Here is an 18,424-nt window from a genome sequence, read left to right as displayed (position 1 = left end):
CCGCCCTCGGGAGCATCCCCTCCCCCGGCGGCCGGGCCGTGACCCCGCCCGGCGCCGAGGCGCCCGACCCGTCCCTCATCCCCGTCCTCGTCGCCGGCGTGCAGACGGGGGCCTCCAGCGACCACCTCGAGGCGACGCTGGAGAGCATCGTCGAGGCCGCGGTGGAGCAGGTCGGCGCGGCGTTCGGCGCCCTCGGTGTCCTGGACGCCACGGGCACCCGGATCGAGCGCTTCGTCGTCGTCGGCATGGACGCCGCCGACCGCGAGCGCATCGGGCGGCTGCCCACCGGCGGGGGCGTCCTCGGCGTCCTGACCCGATCGCCCGACGTCCTCCGGCTGGACGACCTGCGGGAGCACCCGGCGTCGATCGGCTTCCCGGACGGCCACCCCCCGATGGCGGGCCTCCTCGGGCTGCCCGTGCGGGTCCAGGACCGCGTCTTCGCCAACCTCTACCTCACCGCCAAGCGCACCGGCAGACCCTTCACCGACGCCGACGAGCGGGCCGCCCGGGCACTGGTGGCCGTGGCCGGCCTGGCCATCGCCAACGCGCAGATGGTGGAGCGGGCCGAGCACCGCCGGGCGTGGGCCAAGGCCGGCACCGACGTCGCCACCGCGCTGCTGTCCGGCGCCGACCCCGACACCGCACTCCGGGCCATCGCCCAGCGCGTCGCGGCCCTGTCCTCGGCCGACGCGACGGGCGTCCTCCTCCCGTCGGCCGGCGACGGCGAGGAGGCGCTGACGATCGCGGTCGCCGTCGGGGTCGACGGGGAGGACGTGGAGGGCGTCCGGATCCCCCTGGCCGGAACGGCCCTCGGGGAGGCGCACCGCTCGGGACTGCCGATGATCCTCGAGGACGTCCACGTCCAGGCCGCGACCGGTCCGCACGCGGCGGTCGTCGACGACCTGGCCCGCCAGTTCGGCCCGATGCTCACGGTGCCCCTGTCGGGACGCCCGGCGCTGGGCACCGTGGTCGCGCTCCGCCTCCGCGGGCGCGAGCCCTTCGAGCCGGCGACCCTCGAGCTGGCGTCGGCCTTCGCCGGGCAGGCCGCCGTGGCGCTCGAGCTGGCCCGCACCCAGCTGCGGGAGCGCCGGCTCCAGGTCGAGGCCGACCGCGACCGCATCGCGCGGGACCTGCACGACCACGTCGTCCAGCGCATCTTCGCGACCGGCCTGGCGCTGGACGGGGTCAGCCGGTCGCTCCAGGACACCCACCCGGAGGTGGCGGCGCGGCTGGCGGAGCGGGTCGACGAGCTCGACGGCACCATCGCGCGCATCCGCTCGGCCATCTACGAGCTGCACGAGGCGCACGACGCCTCGCCCGACGCGGTCCGCTCCCAGATCGCCGACGTGGTCCGCTCCATCACCGGCGGACACGGGATCCGCCCCGACGTCCGGCTGCGCGGGGACATCGAGGAGCTCCCGCGCACCCTCGTGCCGGACGTGATCGCCGTCGTCCGCGAGCTGGTGACCAACGTCGTCCGCCACGCGCGGGCCACCCGGCTCACGGCCACCGTCACCGTGGACTCCGAGCTGCGGGTGGTGGTGACCGACAACGGCATCGGGCTGCCGGCGGTCACCGTCCGCAGCGGGCTGACCAACCTGGCCGACCGGGCGGAGCGGTACGGCGGGCGGCTGACCACGTCGGCCGGCCCCTCGGGCACGCAGGTGCGCTGGTCGGTGCCGCTGCCCCGGCCCTGAGCGGTCAGCCGGCCGGGCCCAGCCGGTCGCGCATCTCGGTGGCGAGGATGGCGGCCTGCGTGCGCCGTTCCAGGCCCAGCTTGGCCAGCAGGTGGCTGGTGTAGTTCTTGACCGTCTTCTCGGCCAGGCCCATGCGCTCGCCGATCTGCCGGTTGGTCAGCCCCTCGCCGATGAGCAGGAGCACCGTCCGCTCCTGCTCGGTGAGCACGTCGATCCGGCGGTCCCGCTCGACCGGGCGCCGGCGCGGAGCCGCCAGCACCGGCCCCTCGATGTCCGCGCCGAACAGCCGGCCGCCCCCGGCCACGGTGCGCACCGCCGACACCAGCGCGGACCCGCGCACCTGCTTGAGCAGGTAGCCCGAGGCCCCGGCGTCGAGGGCCGCGGCGACGGCGTCCTCGTCCGGGTAGCTGCTGAGCACGAGGAAGCGCACGCCCGGGCAGCGCGGGCCCAGCCGGCGGCAGACCTCGGCGCCGTCCCCGTCGGGCAGGCGCATGTCGACGACCGTGACGTCGGGGCGCACCGCGGGCACGCGGGCCAGCGCCTCGGCGACCGAGCCGGCCTCCCCCACCACGGTGATGCCCGGGTCCTCCTCGAGGACCTCCGCCACCCCACGCCGGACCACCTCGTGGTCGTCCACGAGGAAGACACGGACCCCGTCCCCCGGCTCCACTCCCGCTCCCCCCTCCGCAGAGTGACCCAGATCACAGAGCGTAGGGCCGGGCGGGGTGCCGCGTCACCCCAGGTCAGGCCGGGAGCAGCAGCGCCGCATAGAGGGTGAGGCCCGGGCCGAACGCCATGGCGACGACCGGCCCGTCCACGTCGGCCATCTCCTCGAGGACCAGGAGCACGGTGGCCGACGAGCAGTTGCCGTGCTCGGCCAGCACGCGCCGGGAGGCGGCCAGTTGCGCCTCGGCCAGCCCCAGCTCGTCGCGGACGACGTCGAGGATGCGCGGACCGCCCGGGTGCACCGCCCAGCCGGCGACGTCCTCGGCACGCAGCCCGGCGCCGGTGAGCAGCTCGTCGACGACGTCCCCCACGTGGCGGGAGAGCACGTCGGGCACCCGCGGCGAGAGCCCCATGCGGAAGCCGAGGTCGGTGACGTCCCAGGTCATGTGGTCCGCGGTCGAGGGGTCGGTGCGTGCGACGACCCCGGCCAGCCGGCGTCCCCGCCCGGCCCCCGGCTCGAGGACGACGGCCGCCGCGGCGTCGGAGAACAGGGCGTGGGCGACCACCTGCTCGAGGTCGGCCTGGGCCGGCTGCACGTGCAGGCTGGTCAACTCGCAGCACAGCAGCACGGCCGGGCGGGACCGGGCCGTCACGAAGTCACCCACGGCCGCCAGGCCCGGGATCGCCGCGTAGCAGCCCATGTGCCCGACCAGCAGCCGCTGCAGCCCCGGCGGCATGCCCAGGTCACTGGCCAGGCGGATGTCCAGCCCCGGCGTGGCGTACCCGGTGCAGGTCGCGACGGCGAACAGCCCCACGTCCCCCGGCGCCAGGCCGGCGGCGTCCAGCGCACCCGCGACGGCCTGCTTGCCCAGCGGCAGCGCCTCCTCGACGTAGCGCTGCATCCGGGCGCCGGTGCCCCAGCCGCTGAGGTCCTCGTCCACCGGGTTGGCGACCGCGTGCCGGCGGCGCACCCCGGCGGAGGCGAAGATCCGGCGGGCGGCCCGCACGCCGGTGTAGTGCGCCGCGAAGAAGCCGTCCCAGACGGCGTCCTGCTCGATCGTCGTCGGCAGCGCCGCCCCGGCGCCGGTCAGGACCGCGCTCCCGGTCACGCGCGGACCTCCGCCAGGCTGGGGCTCGGCCTCATGGGAGGGACGGTACGTGCGACCTGCACCTGCTGCCCGCTCACCGCTTGCGCCCGTAGCCGGCGAAGAGGACGGCGGTGAGCGGCAGGGACCGCATCCGCACGGTGCGCCGCCGGCCGCGCCGCCAGGAGACGACGTCCCGCACCGACGGCCGCAGCCCGACCAGCCGGAGCTCGAGCCCCAGCCGGTCGGCGGCCGCGAGCAGCCGCCGTCGGTCGACGAACAGCGCCGGGTCGTGGATCCCCGGCGGCGGCCCGCCGGGGACCCGCTCGAGGATGCGGACGGCGATCAGCTCGGCCAGCCGGGTGGCGGCGATGCTGTCGATGACGAGCGCGCCGCCCGGGCGCAGCAGCCGCGCGCACTCGGCCAGCACGGCGACGTCGTCCTCGACGTGCTCGAGGATCTCCCCGGCGACGACGACGTCCGCGCACCCGTCGGCCAGCGGGACCGCGGTCACCGACCCCTGGACGGTGGCCACCCCGTGCGACCGGGCCACCTCGACGCAGCTGCGGCCCAGGTCGACGCCCACGTGCACGTACCCCAGCCGGGCCACGTGCGGCGCCATGAGACCGCCACCGCAGGCGAGGTCGACCAGCACCGCACCCGGGGACGCCGCCGGGGGGATGTGCTCGGCGCGCGACGCGGCCAGCCAGTGCAGCATCGCGAAGCCGCCGGTGGGCTCCCACCAGTGGTCGGCCAGCTCGTCGTACTGCGCGGGGTCGTTGCGCCGCGGGTCGTCCAGCCGCACCTAGCGCCCCTTGAGCGGGTCGTGTCCCCAGTTCATCAGCGAGTACCGCCAGCGGGAGGTCTCGACGTCCTCCTTCGCCGGCTCCTGCGCCAGGTGCCGCTGCACGTAGCCGTGGACCTTGCGCATGTGCGCGAGGTCGTCGTCGGTGAGGTCGGCCTTCTTCGTGTGCAGCAGCTCGACGATCCGGCGTCCCGACTCGTGGCCGGTGGACTCACCGCCGCCGTCCTTCTGCCCCACCGACCGCGACTCCTCGGTCTCCAGCCACCGCTCCAGCTCACCGGCGGTCATGTTCACCGCCTCGCCGAACTCGCGACGGATCGTGTCCTCGTCGTCGGTCGCCATGCCGCTCCCTCGCGTGTCGGGCCCTCCCGGCTGCGGTACCGCAGGTCCGTGCAGCGGAAACGGACGGACGTGGCGACCACCGCGCTGGCCCGGGGGCAGACGCCGGAGGAGGTGCTCGACCGCAACCTGGCCGAACTGCTCCAGGAGGTGCGCGTGGTGATCACCGGCGTGCAGGTCCTGTTCGCGTTCCTGCTGACGATGGCGTTCACCGCGCGGTTCGACGAGCTGGGCGCCTTCGGGACGACGGTGTACACGGTCACCCTGCTCAGCACCGCCAGCGCGACCCTGCTGCTGATCGCCCCGGTGTCCTTCCACCGCACCCTGTTCCGTCAGCAGCGGAAGGCGCAGCTGGTGGCCTTCGCCGACGGCGCCCTGATGATCGGCCTCGCGCTGCTGTTCCTCGGCGTCTCGAGTGCGGTCCTGCTCGTGCTGGACGTCGTCCTGGGCCGCGGCCCGGCCGTCGCGGGGTGCGGCTTCGTCGTCCTGCTCGGGGCGGTCTCCTGGTACGTGCTGCCGCTGCGGCAGCGGCGGCGCTGAGCCGGTCTGGTACAGCTGACCCGTGTCCGTCACCGTCGTCGGCAGCCTCAACGAGGACGTGCTGGTCCGCGTCGACCGCCTGCCCGGCCGCGGGGAGACCGTCGTCGGCCGGGGCACCGTGCTCGCCCCCGGCGGGAAGGGCGCCAACCAGGCGGCCGCGGCCGGGCGGCTCGGCGGCGACGTCGCGATGGTCGGCCGGGTCGGCGCCGACCCCGCCGGCGAACGCCAGCTGGCGGCGCTGCGGGCGGCCGGCGTCGACGTCACCTCCGTGCGGCCGGCCCCGGAGGCGCCCACCGGGACCGCGACCATCCCCGTCGAGGACGGCAGCGGGGAGAACCTCATCGTCGTGGTCCCGGGGGCCAACGCGATCCTCGGGCCGGGCGACGTGGACCTGCGGTCGGTCCGGGAGGCGCGGGTCGTGCTGCTCCAGCTGGAGGTCCCGCTGGACACGGTCGCCGCCGCGGCCGCGGTCGCCGGCGGCACCGTCGTCCTGACGCCGGCACCGCCGCAGTCGCTGCCGGCCGGGCTGCTGGCCCGGGTGGACGTGCTGGTGCCCAACGAGCACGAGCTGCTCCAGCTGGCCGGCGGCACCCCCGCCGAGCGGACGCCGGCGGAGCTGGCCGCGCTGGCCCGGGGCCTCGCGGCGCGGACCGTCGTGGTCACCCTCGGCGCGCGCGGGGCCCTGCTCGTGCCCCCCGACGGCCCGGCGCTCCTCCAGCCGCCGCCCCCGGTGCGACCGGTGGACACGACCGGCGCCGGTGACTGCTTCTGCGGCGCGCTCGCCGTCGCGCTGGCCGGCGGGGCCGCGCCGGGCGAGGCCGTGGCCGCCGCCGTCACCGCGGCCGCGCTGTCCACGACCGGGCCGGGCGCGCGGGGTGCGCTCCCGGACGCCGACGCCGTGGCGGGCCTGCGCCCGCAGCTGCCCGCGGCCACCGCGGTGCGGGGTTGAGCTGGCCGTTCCCCGGGCACGGACCCCGCAGCGCCGGACCGAGCACCGACCGAGGAGGACGACGATGACCGAACCGGAACGACCGCCGCGCAGCGCCGAGCGCGCCGAGGGGGACCCGCCCGGCGAGGAGTCGACCGACGGGCGCACCCCGCGCGCCGAGGAGCCCGCCGAGGGCGCGGACCGGCCCGACGGGGGCGCCGACACCCCCTGAGCCGGTGGCGGCCGGCGCGGTGGGTGCGGCAGGCTCCGGCCCGTGCTGCTCGACGCCGCCCTGCCCGCCGGCCGCGATGACGTCGGGGAGGTCGCGCGCGAGCTGGAGCAGCGCGGCTACGCCGGCGTCTGGACGTCAGAGACCGACCACGACCCCTTCCTGCCGCTGCTCCTCGCCGGCCGGGCGACCACCCGGCTGCAGGTGGGGACGGCGATCGCGGTGGCCTTCGCCCGGTCGCCGATGACGCTGGCCACCACCGCGCACGACCTGCAGCGGTACACCCGCGGCCGGTTCGTGCTCGGCCTGGGCTCGCAGGTCCGGGCGCACGTGGAGCGGCGGTTCTCGATGCCCTGGAGCGCCCCCGTCCCGCGGATGCGCGAGTACGTGGCCGCGCTGCGCGCCATCTGGTCGGCCTGGCAGGAGGGCAACCGGCTGCGGTTCGCCGGTGAGCACTACCGGCACACCCTGATGACGCCGGTCTTCACCCCGCCGCCGCACGAGTGGGGCGGCCCGCCGGTGCACCTGGCCGCGGTCGGCCCGGCGATGACGCGCCTGGCGGGGGAGGTCGCCGACGGCCTGCTCGCGCACTCCTTCACCACCGCCCGCTACCTGCGCGAGCGCACGCTGCCCGCCCTGGCCGAGGGCCTCGCGGCCGCCGGCCGGACCCGCGACCAGGTGACCGTGAGCCTGCCGGGCTTCGTGGTCACCGGCGGGACCGAGGCCGAACGCGCGGAGTCCGCCGCCGCGGTCCGGGCCCAGGTCGCCTTCTACGGCAGCACCCCCGCCTACCGCCCGGTCCTGGAGCTGCACGGCTGGGGCGCGCTCGCCGACGAGCTGCACGCCCTGTCGGTCGGCCGCCGGGAGGACCGGTGGACGGCGATGCGCGACCTGGTCGACGACGAGGTGCTCGCCGCGTTCGCCGTCGTCGCCGACCCGGCGGACGTCGGGCGGGAGGTGCGCGCCCGGTTCGCCGGCCTGGTCGACCGCTTCAGCGTCTACGGCGCGGGACCGCCCCGGCCGGCCGCCGAGCAGTCCCTCGCCGCCGCCCTGCGCTGATCCGGAGCGGTCGATCCGTACGCTGAGTGACAGAAGTCTCAGCTTCTCGGCTTCAACTCACCGTCTCGGGTCTGTTTTCGACACGCCCGGCCGGGGGACGCTGGGTGGCATGGAGAACACGCAGCGCGAACCCCGCGTATCCGAGGAGACGACCACCGGCCAGCACGCCGACGAGTCGCAGGCCGGTCCGACCCCCACCGTCCAGCTGGGACGAATGCTGGCCAACCCCCGCCGCGTCCGCCGGGCGTGACCCCGGCCCCCCTGCAGGGGCCCGCCGCGAGCCTGCGAGCGGCGGGGGGCAGGGGGGTCCTCCTTCACTGATCGTCACACCGGTCCCACCGATCCCCGGGGTCCCGACCTGCTCGGCAACCCCTCGTCACTCACTGCAACCAACCCACTGGCGAGCCCGGCGTGCCGCGAACTGATCCGTCACGCACTGCGGCAGCATCCGATCCGTGACCGCAGCCGCACTCCCCCTCGCCGCCGACGACGCCGTGGCTCCTCTCCGCCGGAGCCGGGCCGAGCGGCAGACCATCGTCCTGGACACCGCCGAGCGGTTGTTCGCCACCCGCAGTTCACGCAGCGTGGGCATGGACGAGCTGGTCCGCGAGACCGGTCTCGGCAAGATGACCGTCTACCGGCTCTTCAAGAGCAAGGACGACCTCGTCGGCGCCTACCTGGCCCGCAAGGCCGCGACGGTCCTGGCCTCCATCGACGCCGAGCTGGCCCGCCTCGACGGCGACCCGCGCGCCGCGCTCCTGGCCGTGGTGGACGCCGTCGAGCGCGACGTCACCCGCGCCGGTTTCCGCGGCTGCCCGTTCACCAACGTCAGCAGCGAGTACGACGACCCGCAGCACCCCGCGCGCAGCGCCGCGGCCGACTACAAGTTCGAGCTGCACGCGCGGCTGGAGCGGCTGGCCGAGGAGCTGCTGCCCGGCGCCGGTGAGGACCTCGCCGCGCAGGTGCACCTGATCATCGACGGCATGTACCTCTCCGGGGGCCTGCTCGGGCCCGACGGCCCCGCCGCGCACGGCCGCACGCTGGCCGGGAAGCTCGTCGCCGCCGCCATCGCCGCGCGCTGACCTGCGGCGGCGCGGCCGGCACCGCACGATGGTGCGGTGAGCACCGACCGCAGTCGCCCCGACCTCGACGACACCACCGTGGAGGGCCTCGGCAAGCTCTCCGAGGCCCTGGAGACCATCGAGCAGGCGCGCGGCCAGCTGTACGGCTTCCACCAGCACTCGGGCAAGGCCGACCTGCTCCTGCAGGACGCCGTCGAGCTGCTCCGCAAGGCCGGGCACACGCAGCTGGCCGCCGACCTCGACCGCGACCTCGTCGGGCGCAACGTCATCGCCGACCGCTGGACGTTCCAGATCGTCGAGGACTACGACGCGAACTACTGGTCGGTGTTCCGCGCCTTCGACGAGCGGGCCCGCACCGAACTCGCCGACGGCGACCGGCACGTGTACGAGGCCCGCATGAAGCAGCGCGAGCGCACCCACGGCCACCCCCACCACGAGGCGGGCCCGGTCCTCGACGACTGAGGACGCCGGCGCGCGGCTCGGGCACCGCGGCCGCAGACTCGAGGGCGTGACGATGCCCGAGCCCGACGAGCGCGACGCGCAGCCCCTCGGCGCCGAGGAGGCCCCGCCGGGCGACCCGGCCTCACAGGGCGGCACCGAGGGCCCCGCCTCCGGGATCGCCGGCCCGAGCTGGCCGCCGGCGGGGAGCGAGCCGGACACGCACCGATGACCGTGCACTCTCCGACCGGGAGCAGCAGACTCGACGCGTGACGTCTCCCGGCTCCCCCGTCGACCCCCTGGGCACCCCCACCGGCACCTCCGGAGCACCTGGTCCCGGCGACGGGACGACGGGCGCCGGCGGTGTCTCCCCCGCGCCGACGGCCGGCCGGACGACGACGTCGGCGCGCGCGGCGGGCCGGACGGTCGGCCGATCCCTCGCGCTGGCGCTGCTGCTGTTCGTGACCGTCGTGCTCGTGCTGTTCGTCGTCTTCAACACCCAGACCGTCGCCGTGAGCCTGGTGTTCGGCACCGTCGACGCCCCGCTGGTGGTGGCCCTGGTCATCGCCGCCGTCCTCGGCGCACTCGTGGGCTGGCTGAGCAGCCTCGTGCTGCGCGCCCGCCGCCGCACCCGCTGACTCCTCGACGCCCCCGGGACCCTGGCGGTCCCGGGCCCGTCGCCGTCCCGACCCGCCCGAGGGTGTCCCCGCCGCGGGTGCTTGCTCGGGTTACCCGTCGGTAATACCGTTTGTTACCGGCGGGTACGAGCCCGCTGAGCGGCACGGAGCACGGGAGCCACGGCATGGGCCACTACACCGCGAACCTGCGGGACCTCGAGTTCAACCTCTTCGAGTTCCTCGACACCAAGGACCTCTTCGGCACCGGGCCCTTCGCCCAGGTGGACGCCGAGACGGCGCGCGGCGTGCTCAGCGAGATCCGCCGGCTGGCCGAGGGCCCGCTGGCGGCGTCGTTCACCGACGCCGACCGCAACCCGCCCGTGTTCGACCCGGCCACGCACGAGGTGACCCTGCCCGAGTCGTTCCGGCGGTCGTACCGCGCCATGCACGACGGCGAGTGGTGGCGGCTGGACGTGCCCGAGGAGCTCGGCGGCTTCGGTGCGCCCGCCGCGCTGGCGTGGGCGGCGTTCGAGATGGTCCTGGGCGCCAACCCCGCGGTGTTCGTGTACGGCTCGGGCCCGGCGTTCGCCGCCACCCTGCACGAGCTGGGCACCCCGGAGCAGAGGCGGCTCGCCGAGCTCATGATCGAGCGGGGCTGGGGCGCCACGATGGTGCTCACCGAGCCCGACGCGGGTTCCGACGTCGGGGCCGGCCGCACCCGGGCCGTGCAGCAGCCCGACGGCTCCTGGCACCTCACCGGCGTGAAGCGCTTCATCACCTCCGCCGAGCACGACCTGTCCGACAACATCGTCCATCTCGTGCTGGCCCGTCCCGAGGGCGCCGGCCCCGGCACCAAGGGCCTGTCGCTGTTCGTCCTGCCCAAGTTCCACGTCGACCTGGAGACCGGGGAGCTCGGCGAGCGCAACGGGGTGTACGTCACCAACGTCGAGAAGAAGATGGGCCTCAAGGTCTCCACGACCTGCGAGGTCACCTTCGGCGACGGGCCGGTGCCCGCCCGGGGCTGGCTGGTCGGCGACGTGCACGACGGCATCGCGCAGATGTTCCGGGTCATCGAGTACGCCCGGATGTTCGTCGGCACCAAGGCCATCGCCACGCTGTCGGCCGGCTACCAGGTCGCGCTCGACTACGCCAAGAACCGCGTCCAGGGCGCCGACCTCACCGCGCCGTCGAAGGACGCGCCGCGGGTGACGATCACCCACCACCCCGACGTCCGTCGCTCGCTGATGCTGCAGAAGTCCTACGCCGAGGGGATGCGGGCCCTCTACCTGTACGCGGCGGGCTGCCGCGACCGGGTCACCGCCGCCGAGGCCGCCGGCACCGCGGACAGCGAGGAGGCCCGCCTCGCCGCCCGCGTCAACGACCTGCTGCTGCCGGTGGTGAAGGGCTTCGGCTCCGAGCGGGCCACCCAGCTGCTCACGGCCGAGTCCCTGCAGACCCTCGGGGGTTCGGGGTACCTGCAGGACTACCCGATCGAGCAGTACATCCGCGACTCCAAGATCGACACCCTCTACGAGGGGACGACCGCGATCCAGGGGCAGGACTTCTTCTTCCGCAAGATCGTGAAGGACGGCGGGGTCGCGCTGACCTGGCTGGCCGGGCAGATCCAGGCCACGATCGACGCCGAGGCCGGCAACGGGCGGCTCAAGGAGGAGCGTGCGCTGCTCGCCACCGCCCTCGGCGACGTCCAGGGGATGCTGACCGCGATGTTCGGGCACCTGGCCGCGGCGCAGGAGGACGTCACCTCGCTGTACAAGGTCGGCCAGAACACCAGCCGGCTGCTGCTGGCCACCGGCGACCTGGTGACCGCCTGGCTGCTCGTCCGCCAGGCCGAGGTCGCGCTGGCCGCACTGGCCGGGGAGGTCGGCGAGCGGGACCGGCACTTCTACGAGGGCAAGCTCGCCGCCGCCCGGTTCTTCTGCACCCAGGTGCTGCCGCGGCTGACCGCCGAGCGGGTCGTGGTCGAGACCACCGACAACGCGCTGATGGAGGTCGACGAGTCCGCCTTCTAGAAGGACCGCCCTCCTCCCACGCCTCGCAGGCTCGGCGCGGGCCCCGGGAGGGTGGCCGTTCCCGGCTCTCACCACTGATGGCCGTCGTCCCTGCGGGGACGGCGGCCGTCGTCGTTTTCCGGACCGGGGAAGCGGGCATGGGTTCCCGCGACGACGTCCCCAGGAGGCTCCCGTGACCGATCCGCAGGGCAGCGACCGGATCCAGCAGGACATCCCGACCGCCTCGGGCACCGGGGACAACAGCAGCACCGGCTCCGGTTTCGACGAGGTCCCGCTGACCCGGGAGGAGGCCCTCGAGAAGGACGCCGCCCACGGCGACGACCTGCCCGCCCGGGCCGACGGCGACGTCGCCCGCGCCCGGGGCGCCGGCGCGTCGGGCGAGGTGTCGGGTCCCACACCGCTCTCAGGAGGTAGTACCGAATGACCGAGTCCGACCCCACCGGCTACGGCGAGTCCCCCGACACCGCCGACGGGCCGACCAGCAGCAACCTGGTCGACGGCGTCCCCGGCGAGGACCGCGCCGACGGCGGCGAGCAGGACACCACCCTCACCACGGACGACGAGGCCCAGCGCGACGACGGCACCGCCCGCCCGGGCAACGCCGCCTCCTGACGGCTCCCCTCGGCCCCGTCCCGGGACCCGGCCTGAGCCTGCGAAGGCCGGGGAGGACGGGGTCCTTCTTCAGATCCAGCCGTGCCGGCGGGCGGCCTCCACGGCGGCGTGCCGGTTGGGCGCGCCGAGCTTGGCGGCCGCGGCCGACAGGTGGTTGCGCACCGTCCCCGGGGACAGGTGCGCGCGGGCGGCGATCTCCTCGACCGGCGCACCACCGGCGGCCAGCTCCAGCACGTCGGCCTCGCGTGGGGTCAGCGGGCTGTCCCCGGCGCTGATCGCCTCGGCGGCCAGCTCCGGGTCGACGTACCGCCCGCCGCGGTGCACGGTCCGGACGACGTCGGTCAGCACCGGCGCGCTCACCGTCTTGGGCAGGAACCCGCGCACCCCCGCCTCCAGGGCCCGCTTGAGGTGCCCGGCCCGGCCGTGGCCGGTGACGATGACGACCGCGCAGCCGGGCACCGCCGATGCCAGCTCGCCGGCGACCGTGATGCCGTCCCGGTCGGGCATCTGCAGGTCGAGGACGGCGACGTCCGGGGTGTGCGCCCGGGCCATCGCCAGCGCCTCCGCGCCCGAGGCGGCCTGCGCGACGACCTCGAGGTCCTCCTCCAGCGCCAGCAGCGCGGCCAGCGCCGAGCGGATGAGGTTCTCGTCGTCGGCCAGCAGGACCCGGATCACGCCGGCACCCGCGCCGGGACGGTCGCGGTCAGCTCGAAGCGGTCCCCCTCCGGCCGGGCCGACAGCCGCCCGCCGGCGTGCGCCAGCCGCTCGGCCAGCCCGGTGAGCCCGCTCCCCCAGCGGCCCGGCGTCCCGGCCAGCCCGTCGTTGGTCACCCGCAGCTCCGCCTCCCCGCCCACGGCGGCCAGGGCGACGGTGCACGAGGTTGCCCGGCTGTGCCGCAGCACGTTGGTCACCGCCTCGCGGACCACCCAGCCCAGCGCCTCCTGCACCGGCTCGGGCAGCGCCTCGCCCGCCGCCTCGCCCTCCACCGTGCACGTCACCCCGGCCGCGCGCAGCACGGACCGGGCGCCGGCGAGCTCCCCGGCCAGGTCGGTGCGGCGGTAGCCCCGGACGACGTCGCGCACCTCGCGCAGGCTCTCCTCGGCCACCCGGCTGATGTCGGCCAGCTCCTCGGCGGCGCCGTCCCGGCCGCGGCGCACCAGCTCGGCGGCCAGCTGGCTCTTCAGCGCGATCGCCGAGAGGTTGCGGCCCATGACGTCGTGCAGGTCGCGGGCGAAGCGCAGCCGCTCCTCGGCGACCGCCAGCTGCAGCTGCACCCCGCGGCTGCGCTCCATCTCGCGGACGACGTCCAGCACCCACACGGAGAACCGGAACGCCGCGGCCAGGAAGGTGACCGTGGCGCCGATGACGACGGCGAGGACGGCGGCGGCGGCCAGCGGGCCGACGGTCGCGGCGACGATCCCGGTCGCGCCGCCGATCCCGAAGCCGGCGCGGGTGAGCACCGCCGTCGGCCACACGGTGGAGGCCGCGGTCAGCGCCATCGCGGGGGGCATGGCGACGCCCCACACCAGAGCCGGGGTGTCGGGCGCGTCGGCGGAGAAGGCCAGCACGGCCACGCCGGCCGTGGCGACGGCGGCGACTGCCGCGGCGAGCGCCGGCCGACGCGGCAGCCCGCGGCCCTCGCGGTGCGCGGCGAAGCCGGCGTGGGCCAGCAGCACCGCCGTGACGGCCACCGCGACCGAGCCGGCCAGGAAGAGGGTCCCGGCGGCCTGTGCGGGCGACCGCTCGGCGGACCCGTACACGCCGACACCCAGCAGCGGGGTCATGGCCAGCCAGCCGTAGAACGACCAGCGGGTGTAGAGCTCGATGCGCTGCGGCGCGGAGCGGTTCTCCCACCAGCGGGCGACGGTCGGCACGGCGCCCATGCTGCCGTACCGGCCGTCGCCGCCCGGGTCCCTCGAGCTCACCTGCGCGGCGCCCAGCGGAACACCCGGCCGGCCACCAGGCCGCCGACGACGGTCCACGCGACCAGCACCGCGAGGGGCACCAGCGCCTCGGACCAGGCACCGGCGAGGTCCACCGCCCGGCCGTCCCAGGCGCGCCCGGTCAGGCCCAGCTGGGCGAGCTCCACGACGGGGGCCAGCGGGAGGAAGCGCAGCACCCCGGCGAGGGCTTCGGGGAAGGCCGACAGCGGGACGAACAGCCCGGACAGCGACGTCGCGACGAGCACCAGCGGCAGCGTGGTGATCTGCGCGCTCTCGGCGGTGCGGGTGAACGAGGTGCTGGCCGCGGCGAGCACCACCATGAGCGCGGCGCCGCCGACGAGGGCGATGAGTGGCAGGACGACGTCCACCGGGGCGGTCCACTCGCCGATGACCGCCACTCCCGCGGCGACCAGCACGACCTGCGCGACCGTCACGAGCAGCGTCGGGACGGCGGTGGCGAGCAGGATCTCCGGCCCGGTCAGCTCCCCGGTGCGCATGCGCTGCAGCACCAGCTCCTCGCGGCGCGCGACGTAGGTGGTGACCAGGTTGTAGTAGGTCAAGAAGACCAGCGTGATGCCGAGTGCGGTCACCACGAGCTGGGGGCCGCCGGCGGTGTCCAGGCCGATCATGCGGGTCGCCGCCACCAGCAGCAGCGGCATGAGCACGGAGTTGACGACGGCGGTCCGGTTGCGCAGCAGCAGCCGGGTCTCGGCGGTGGCGAGGGCGCGCACGCGGCGGCGGGCGCCCGGGGAGGCAGGGGCAGCGGTCAGGGTGGTCATCGGGGGTCTCCTGTCGGGGGCTGGTGCAGGGAGCAGCGCGAGGTCAGGCGGCGGCGGACTCGGCGGCGTTCTCGCCGTCGGCGACGGCGAGGAAGGCCTGCTCCAGGGAGGCCGAGCGGGCCTGCAGGCCGGTGAGCTCCACCCGGTGCGCGGCGGCCCAGGTGAGGAGCGCGGTGAGCGCCGGCTGCAACGCGCGGGTGTGCAGCTCGACGTCCGGTCGGCCGCGGTGCGCCCGCACCCCGGGCAGCGACGGCAGCGCCGGTGCGTCGTCGGCCAGGGTGAAGGTGACGGTGGCCGGCTGGGTGGCGGCGATCTCCTCGCGGGTGCCGGAGAGCACGATCCGCCCGGCCCGCATGACGGCGATCCGGTCGGCCAGCTCCTCGGCCTCCTCCAGGTGGTGTGTGGTCAGCACCACCGCGGCACCGTCGTCCACCAGGCCGCGGACCAGCTCCCACACGGTCCGCCGGCTCTCCGGGTCCAGTCCGGTGGTCGGCTCGTCGAGGACCAGCACGCTGGGGTGGCCGAGCAGCGCCAGGGTCAGGTCGAGCCGGCGGCGCTCGCCGCCGGAGAGGCTGCGCACCCGGACGTCGGCGCGGCCGGTGAGCCCGACCATCTCCATCGCCTCGCCGACCGGCCGCGGGTCGGTCAGCGTCTGCGCCCAGGTGCGCACGGTCTCGGCGACGGTGAGGTCGCCGGGCAGCCCGCTGGACTGCAGCAGCACGCCGAGGTGCCGCCGGACGGCGGCCCGCTCGCGCTGCGGATCGCGGCCGAGCACCCGCACCGAGCCCCCGGACGGGGCGGCCAGGCCCTCCAGGACCTCCAGCGCCGAGGTCTTGCCCGCGCCGTTCACCCCGAGCAGAGCCAGGACCTCGCCCGGTGCGACCTCGAAGGAGATGCCGCGGACGGCCTCGAACGCGCCGTAGTGCCGGCGCAGGTCGACCACCTCCACGGCGGGCGGCTCCGGCGTCGGGCGCTGCAGGGCGGGCACGTCGATCGGGTGCACGGGGACCTCCTCCGGTGCGCCCGCCGGCCGCGGTCGGCCGGTGCTCCCGGGCGCACCTCCGAGGCTGCCGCCGCCCCGGCGCCGGCACAGGTGCCGCTTCTCACGACTTCCGGCGCCGACGGCACGGGCCGCCCGTGACACCTGTCATGGGCGGCCCGTGGGTGCTGCCTCAGACCGACGTGGGACGGCGCTCCTTCACCACGACGGCCTTGTCCTCGCCCAGGTCCCGCGTCCGCGTCTCGCTGTAGGACCAGACCGCGATGAGCGTGACCACGGCGCAGACGACGATGTAGAGCCCCACGGCGACGACGTTCGGGTCCTCGAAGCTGCCCAGCAGCGCCAGCGCGATCAGCGGCGCGGGCGCGCCGGCCACCAGGGAGGCCAGCTGGGCACCGACCGAGACGCCGGTGTACCGGGCCTTGGTACCGAAGAGCTCGGAGAAGAACGCCGCCTGCGGCCCGTACATCGCACCGTGGAACAGCAGCCCGACGGTGATCGCCACGACGGCCAGGAAGAAGTTCCCCGTGTCGAGCAGCCCGAAGAAGGCGAACGCCCACACGCCGACGCCGGCGGCGCCGAACAGGTAGACCGGCTTGCGGCCGATCCGGTCGGAGAGCGCGCCCCACAGCGGGATGGTCACCAGGTGCACCGCCGAGGCGATGAGCACCGCGTTGAGCGCGAAGGACGAGTCCAGGCCGCCGACGTTGGTCAGGTACGTGAGGCTGAAGGCGGTCAGCAGGTAGAAGGAGACGTTCTCCGCGATCCGCGCCCCCATGGCGGTGAGCACCTCGCGCTTGTAGCGGGTGAGCACCGTGACGATCGGCGCCGCCTCGGCCACCCCGCTCTGGGCCGCCTTGGCCTCGGCCTCCCGCTGGGCCTCGAGGAAGACCGGCGACTCGCTCACGCTCAGCCGCACCCAGAGCCCGACGATGATCAGCACCGCCGACAGCAGGAACGGGATCCGCCAGCCCCAGGCCTCGAACTGGGCGTCGGACTGGAAGGTGGCCAGGAGCGCCAGCACGCCGGTGGCCAGCAGGTTGCCCGCGGGCGCCCCGGCCTGCGGCCACGAGGCCCAGAAGCCGCGGTGCTCGGGCTTGCCGTGCTCCGAGACGATGAGCACCGCACCACCCCACTCGCCACCGAGGGCGAAGCCCTGGATCAGGCGCAGGGCGATGAGCAGGACCGGCGCGAGCACGCCGACGCTGTCATAGGTGGGCAGCAGGCCGATGAGGAAGGTCGCCGACCCCATCATCATCAGGGAGATGACCAGCAGCTTCTTGCGGCCGAGGCGGTCGCCGAAGTGGCCGAAGACCAGCGCGCCGACCGGGCGGGCGAAGAAGCCCACGGCGTAGGTGGCGAAGGCGGCGAGGACGCCGACGAAGTCGTCCTGCTCGGGGAAGAACAGCGGGCCGAACACGAGCGCGGCCGCCGAGCCGTAGAGGAAGAAGTCGTACCACTCCACGGTCGTGCCGATGATGCTGGCGCCCACGACACGGCCGAAGCGCGCGCCGGACTGCGCTGGTGCGGACAAGGTGGCCTCCCTTGGTGATGTGCTCTGCCGCCGACGCTAGGGCCGGGTGACGTGGCTCACCATCCGAGCGGTGTGCGACGGTGTCGGCATGGGCGACGAGGGCGTGCTGGCGGGACGACGGGCACTGATCACCGGAGGGGCGTCGGGCATCGGCCGCGCCTGCGCGCTCCGGCTGGCCGACGCGGGCGCGTCGATCGTGGTGCTAGACCGGGACGGGAACGCGGCGCAGGACGTCGCGGAGTCGGTGGGGGGCAGCGCGGTCGCAGTCGACCTCACCGACCTCGACGCCCTCGACGCGCTGGACCTCGACGTCGACGTCCTGGTCAACAACGCGGGCCTGCAGCACGTGGCACCGGTGCACGAGTTCCCGGTGGACCGCTTCTCGCTCATCCTCCGGCTGATGCTGGAGGCGCCGTTCCGGCTGGTCCGGGGCGCGCTGCCGCACATGTACGGCCGCGGCTGGGGGCGCATCGTGAACGTCAGCTCGGTGCACGGGATCCGCGCCTCGGCCTTCAAGAGCGCCTACGTGAGCGCCAAGCACGGGCTGGAGGGGTTCTCGAAGGTGGTCGCGCTGGAGGGGGCGCCGCACGGGGTGACGTCGAACTGCGTGAACCCGGCCTACGTCCGCACGCCCCTGGTCGAGGGCCAGATCGCCGACCAGGCGCGGGCGCACGGCCTGTCGGAGGACGAGGTCGTGGAGCAGGTCATGCTCGCGCCGGCGGCGGTCAAGCGGCTGATCGAGCCGGAGGAGGTCGCCGAGGCGGTCGCCTACCTCTGCTCGCCGGCCGCGGCCTCGATCACCGGCAGCTCACTGGTGATGGACGGCGGCTGGAGCGCCCACTGAGAGAGGACCCCGTCCTCAGCCGCCGACGAAGCCGGGCGGGACGCCGTCGGTCGTGAGGTGCCGCTGCCGGCCGCAGAGCCGGCACACCTGGTGGTCGGGCCCCTCGGGCCGCTCGTCGACGGGGTGCCGGCGCACGTAGGCGTGGAAGCCGAGCCGGCAGCGCACTGGCCTGGTCGCCATGACCCGATGCTGCGCGC

General features: G+C 75.4%; 24 protein-coding genes. 14 read left to right on the top strand and 10 right to left on the bottom strand.

Annotated features, from left to right (window positions below; translation table 11 throughout):
• Positions 1–38: 38 nt before the first annotated feature.
• Positions 39–1,697, top strand: coding sequence for a GAF domain-containing protein (locus tag PGN05_RS19710; RefSeq protein WP_419754270.1), 1,659 nt, complete (start codon positions 39–41; stop codon positions 1,695–1,697).
• 4 nt (positions 1,698–1,701) lie between these two features.
• Here the strand turns inward: PGN05_RS19710 and PGN05_RS19705 are convergent, their stop codons facing one another.
• The 4 genes from PGN05_RS19705 to PGN05_RS19690 form a co-directional block, all read right to left on the bottom strand.
• A complete protein-coding gene (locus PGN05_RS19705) occupies positions 1,702–2,367 on the bottom strand; it encodes a response regulator transcription factor (RefSeq protein WP_419754269.1) in 666 nt (221 codons plus the stop codon).
• Positions 2,368–2,440: 73 nt separating this feature from the next.
• Positions 2,441–3,472, bottom strand: coding sequence for a type III polyketide synthase (locus PGN05_RS19700; protein ID WP_419754268.1), 1,032 nt, complete (start codon positions 3,470–3,472; stop codon positions 2,441–2,443).
• A gap of 73 nt (positions 3,473–3,545) precedes the next feature.
• Positions 3,546–4,253, bottom strand: a complete 708-nt coding sequence (locus tag PGN05_RS19695; protein WP_419754267.1) for a methyltransferase domain-containing protein — start codon at positions 4,251–4,253, stop codon at positions 3,546–3,548.
• Positions 4,254–4,595, bottom strand: coding sequence for a DUF3140 domain-containing protein (locus tag PGN05_RS19690; RefSeq protein ID WP_419754266.1), 342 nt, complete (start codon positions 4,593–4,595; stop codon positions 4,254–4,256).
• Positions 4,596–4,664: 69 nt separating this feature from the next.
• On the opposite strand from PGN05_RS19690, the gene PGN05_RS19685 reads away from it, so the two are divergent.
• The 12 genes from PGN05_RS19685 (at position 4,665) to PGN05_RS19630 (ending at position 12,127) form a co-directional block, all read left to right on the top strand.
• Positions 4,665–5,132: a DUF6328 family protein gene (locus tag PGN05_RS19685; RefSeq protein WP_419754265.1), complete on the top strand. Its 468-nt coding sequence runs from the start codon at positions 4,665–4,667 to the stop codon at positions 5,130–5,132.
• 22 nt (positions 5,133–5,154) lie between these two features.
• The gene (locus tag PGN05_RS19680; protein ID WP_419754264.1) at positions 5,155–6,081 is read left to right on the top strand and encodes a ribokinase; all 927 of its coding nucleotides are present in this window, start codon (positions 5,155–5,157) and stop codon (positions 6,079–6,081) included.
• Between the two features lie 64 nt (positions 6,082–6,145).
• A complete protein-coding gene (locus PGN05_RS19675; protein ID WP_419754263.1) occupies positions 6,146–6,292 on the top strand; it encodes a hypothetical protein in 147 nt (48 codons plus the stop codon).
• Between the two features lie 42 nt (positions 6,293–6,334).
• Positions 6,335–7,348, top strand: a complete 1,014-nt coding sequence (locus PGN05_RS19670) for a TIGR03617 family F420-dependent LLM class oxidoreductase (RefSeq protein WP_419754262.1) — start codon at positions 6,335–6,337, stop codon at positions 7,346–7,348.
• A 109-nt stretch (positions 7,349–7,457) separates the two neighbouring features.
• Positions 7,458–7,598 carry a hypothetical protein gene (locus PGN05_RS19665; protein WP_419754261.1) on the top strand — a complete coding sequence of 47 codons (141 nt, stop codon included), beginning with the start codon at positions 7,458–7,460 and terminating at the stop codon, positions 7,596–7,598.
• A 205-nt stretch (positions 7,599–7,803) separates the two neighbouring features.
• Positions 7,804–8,430 carry a TetR/AcrR family transcriptional regulator gene (locus PGN05_RS19660; RefSeq protein ID WP_419754260.1) on the top strand — a complete coding sequence of 209 codons (627 nt, stop codon included), beginning with the start codon at positions 7,804–7,806 and terminating at the stop codon, positions 8,428–8,430.
• Positions 8,431–8,466: 36 nt separating this feature from the next.
• Positions 8,467–8,892: a hypothetical protein gene (locus PGN05_RS19655; RefSeq protein ID WP_419754259.1), complete on the top strand. Its 426-nt coding sequence runs from the start codon at positions 8,467–8,469 to the stop codon at positions 8,890–8,892.
• A gap of 46 nt (positions 8,893–8,938) precedes the next feature.
• The gene (locus PGN05_RS19650; protein WP_419754291.1) at positions 8,939–9,100 is read left to right on the top strand and encodes a hypothetical protein; all 162 of its coding nucleotides are present in this window, start codon (positions 8,939–8,941) and stop codon (positions 9,098–9,100) included.
• Between the two features lie 37 nt (positions 9,101–9,137).
• Positions 9,138–9,506: a LapA family protein gene (locus tag PGN05_RS19645; RefSeq protein ID WP_419754258.1), complete on the top strand. Its 369-nt coding sequence runs from the start codon at positions 9,138–9,140 to the stop codon at positions 9,504–9,506.
• Positions 9,507–9,670: 164 nt separating this feature from the next.
• On the top strand, positions 9,671–11,515 hold the full coding sequence (locus PGN05_RS19640; RefSeq protein WP_419754257.1) for an acyl-CoA dehydrogenase: 1,845 nt from the start codon (positions 9,671–9,673) through the stop codon (positions 11,513–11,515).
• A 172-nt stretch (positions 11,516–11,687) separates the two neighbouring features.
• A complete protein-coding gene (locus PGN05_RS19635) occupies positions 11,688–11,939 on the top strand; it encodes a hypothetical protein (protein ID WP_419754256.1) in 252 nt (83 codons plus the stop codon).
• Complete coding sequence (locus tag PGN05_RS19630) at positions 11,936–12,127, top strand: hypothetical protein (RefSeq protein WP_419754255.1); 192 nt, start codon at positions 11,936–11,938, stop codon at positions 12,125–12,127. Before PGN05_RS19635 ends, PGN05_RS19630 begins: the two co-directional genes overlap by 4 nt.
• 69 nt (positions 12,128–12,196) lie before the next feature.
• Here PGN05_RS19630 and PGN05_RS19625 read toward each other — a convergent pair whose 3' ends face one another.
• The 5 genes from PGN05_RS19625 to PGN05_RS19605 form a co-directional block, all read right to left on the bottom strand.
• Complete coding sequence (locus PGN05_RS19625; protein WP_419754254.1) at positions 12,197–12,802, bottom strand: response regulator; 606 nt, start codon at positions 12,800–12,802, stop codon at positions 12,197–12,199.
• Positions 12,799–14,001 (bottom strand): sensor histidine kinase, encoded by a 1,203-nt coding sequence (locus tag PGN05_RS19620; RefSeq protein ID WP_419754253.1) that lies wholly within the window; start codon positions 13,999–14,001, stop codon positions 12,799–12,801. Before PGN05_RS19620 ends, PGN05_RS19625 begins: the two co-directional genes overlap by 4 nt.
• A 47-nt stretch (positions 14,002–14,048) precedes the next feature.
• Positions 14,049–14,849, bottom strand: a complete 801-nt coding sequence (locus tag PGN05_RS19615; RefSeq protein ID WP_419754252.1) for an ABC transporter permease — start codon at positions 14,847–14,849, stop codon at positions 14,049–14,051.
• A 43-nt stretch (positions 14,850–14,892) separates the two neighbouring features.
• Entirely contained in the window at positions 14,893–15,852 is a 960-nt protein-coding gene (locus PGN05_RS19610; RefSeq protein ID WP_419754251.1) for an ABC transporter ATP-binding protein, read from the bottom strand.
• A 169-nt stretch (positions 15,853–16,021) separates the two neighbouring features.
• Positions 16,022–17,383, bottom strand: a complete 1,362-nt coding sequence (locus tag PGN05_RS19605) for an MFS transporter (RefSeq protein WP_419754250.1) — start codon at positions 17,381–17,383, stop codon at positions 16,022–16,024.
• A gap of 70 nt (positions 17,384–17,453) precedes the next feature.
• On the opposite strand from PGN05_RS19605, the gene PGN05_RS19600 reads away from it, so the two are divergent.
• Positions 17,454–18,227: a 3-hydroxybutyrate dehydrogenase gene (locus tag PGN05_RS19600; protein WP_419754249.1), complete on the top strand. Its 774-nt coding sequence runs from the start codon at positions 17,454–17,456 to the stop codon at positions 18,225–18,227.
• Positions 18,228–18,242: 15 nt separating this feature from the next.
• Here PGN05_RS19600 and PGN05_RS19595 read toward each other — a convergent pair whose 3' ends face one another.
• Positions 18,243–18,407 (bottom strand): hypothetical protein, encoded by a 165-nt coding sequence (locus PGN05_RS19595; RefSeq protein WP_419754248.1) that lies wholly within the window; start codon positions 18,405–18,407, stop codon positions 18,243–18,245.
• Positions 18,408–18,424: the final 17 nt, after the last annotated feature.

Source organism: Geodermatophilus sp. CPCC 206100 (assembly GCF_048569675.1).
GTDB lineage: Bacteria > Actinomycetota > Actinomycetes > Mycobacteriales > Geodermatophilaceae > Geodermatophilus.
The sequence above is the reverse complement of the archived record's forward strand: the minus strand, read 5'-3'. Positions and strand labels throughout refer to the sequence as shown.